This window comes from Paenibacillus barengoltzii NBRC 101215, assembly GCF_004000745.1.
In the GTDB taxonomy this organism is placed as follows: Bacteria; Bacillota; Bacilli; order Paenibacillales; family Paenibacillaceae; genus Fontibacillus; species Fontibacillus barengoltzii.
This window is the reverse complement of sequence record NZ_BILV01000148.1, coordinates 1-1,533: the sequence shown is the minus strand read 5'-3', so window position 1 is coordinate 1,533 and position 1,533 is coordinate 1. Positions and strand designations below refer to the sequence as shown.

Annotated in this window: 2 protein-coding genes and 2 tRNA genes; 1 reads left to right on the top strand and 3 read right to left on the bottom strand. The window is 50.5% G+C overall.

What is annotated here, in order from left to right:
* Window positions 1–56: 56 nt before the first annotated feature.
* Window positions 57–130: transfer RNA gene (locus PBA01S_RS22545), tRNA-Gly, on the top strand.
* A gap of 529 nt (window positions 131–659) precedes the next feature.
* On the opposite strand, the gene PBA01S_RS22540 is transcribed toward PBA01S_RS22545, so the two are convergent.
* The 3 genes from PBA01S_RS22540 to PBA01S_RS22530 all read right to left on the bottom strand — a co-directional run.
* Window positions 660–733, bottom strand: a tRNA-Arg gene (locus tag PBA01S_RS22540).
* Window positions 734–824: 91 nt separating this feature from the next.
* The gene (locus tag PBA01S_RS22535) at window positions 825–1,175 is read right to left on the bottom strand and encodes a hypothetical protein (RefSeq protein WP_255315426.1); all 351 of its coding nucleotides are present in this window, start codon (window positions 1,173–1,175) and stop codon (window positions 825–827) included.
* A 35-nt stretch (window positions 1,176–1,210) separates the two neighbouring features.
* Window positions 1,211–1,533 (bottom strand): hypothetical protein (locus tag PBA01S_RS22530; RefSeq protein ID WP_307719287.1); only part of this gene is annotated, 323 nt, incomplete at its 5' end.

Here is a 1,533-nt window from a genome sequence, read left to right as displayed (position 1 = left end):
CGCGGGGGCTTGATTCTTGTTTGTGTTGGCGTTATAATATTTCTTGCTTAGCTCTTGCGGGTGTAGTTCAATGGTAGAACGCCAGCTTCCCAAGCTTGAGGCGAGGGTTCGATTCCCTTCACCCGCTCCATAACCTTTTTTTCAATTTCTTGCCCTTTGATTAACAAAGGGTTTTTTTGATTTTATTGGGGAGATATGGTGGGTCCCGTATGGGTCCCGTGGCTAATATGTGCCTCCCCTAGTCCAGATTGAAATGAATTAACTGGAAATCTTACCGTTAATTTTTGGCTTTTTCTCATGGGCAAAGTACTAACGGGAAAATCTACCGTTAATTTTGCAGATGTCTTGCTCAGTGGCTGATTTGAACTGAAATAACAGTAGGAATTACCGCTAATTCTTCGGTTTTGCTCAAAAACGGCCAAAATAACGGTAGAAAATCCAGTTAGTGTGATAGGGCTTCTCGCCCGACCCGGTACATAACAAAAAGCACCCATATGGGTGCTTTTTTAGCACGTCCCCGTCAGGGTACTCTCGCGCCGCTCGAGTCTCCGCTTGTCCGCCCTGCTTGTGCGGGCGGTCCCGCTCCGACGAACCCCACCTGGGGTTCTCACCCTCCCGGAAACGTAAAAACACTCTCCGTTTTGGAGAGTGTTTCGTCACGTCCCAGGAGGGATTCGAACCCCCGACCGACGGCTTAGAAGGCCGTTGCTCTATCCAGCTGAGCTACTGGGACACATCGTTATAAAAAAAGGATGCGTTAATTATTATAGCGCATCCTTTTTGTTTTTCAAAGCGTTTTTAGCATAAATTTGGCATCTCATTTGTCAGCGGGGCAACTGCTCCAATTGAGCAACGATCTGCTCCTTCGCGAGCAGGTTCTCCAGGAACTCCTTCCGCTGAACTTCCGGCTCCGGCCAGCCCTGATCGCCAAACTGCTCCTCCGCCACCTCGGAGAACGCCTGATGCAGATCGTTATCATACCAGTCGATCTCCAAGTCGGCATCGCTGCGAATCATTCGGATAATTTCATACCCTTTCCCGTCCGCAGCACGTGCCACATGGACAAAAAGCTCAGGGTCCCCCACCGCACCAGGATACACCTGGATCACAGCACAAGGCCGCCCTTGGTGCTCATCCATCCGCCGATATTCCGCATCCTTGATGTAATAGGTCACAGACGTCGCTCCTTTCTGGTGAACATCCAAACCAGCTACAGCTGCGCGGCAAAACCGGAGCGTTCCATCTGCGCCCGCGTCTCTGCCGTACCTAAACGGTAAATTTCACGATATAACGCGTTCAGATAGCTTTCGTAGCTGCGATTGACATCATCTTCCGGCGTATCCGGCCAAGGATAGGTAAACGCCATAAATCCGTTCTCCTCCTTCTCCCCCAAATGCTCGAGCATATGACTCAGGTGATCCGCCTCCTCCCGGGTGGCTTGAATCTCCCATTCGTACGCGGCAGCACCGGGATCTTCAAGTAGCGATCGCCCTTGTACCGAAACGTAATAAGTCCTTTTTTCCATAATTAACC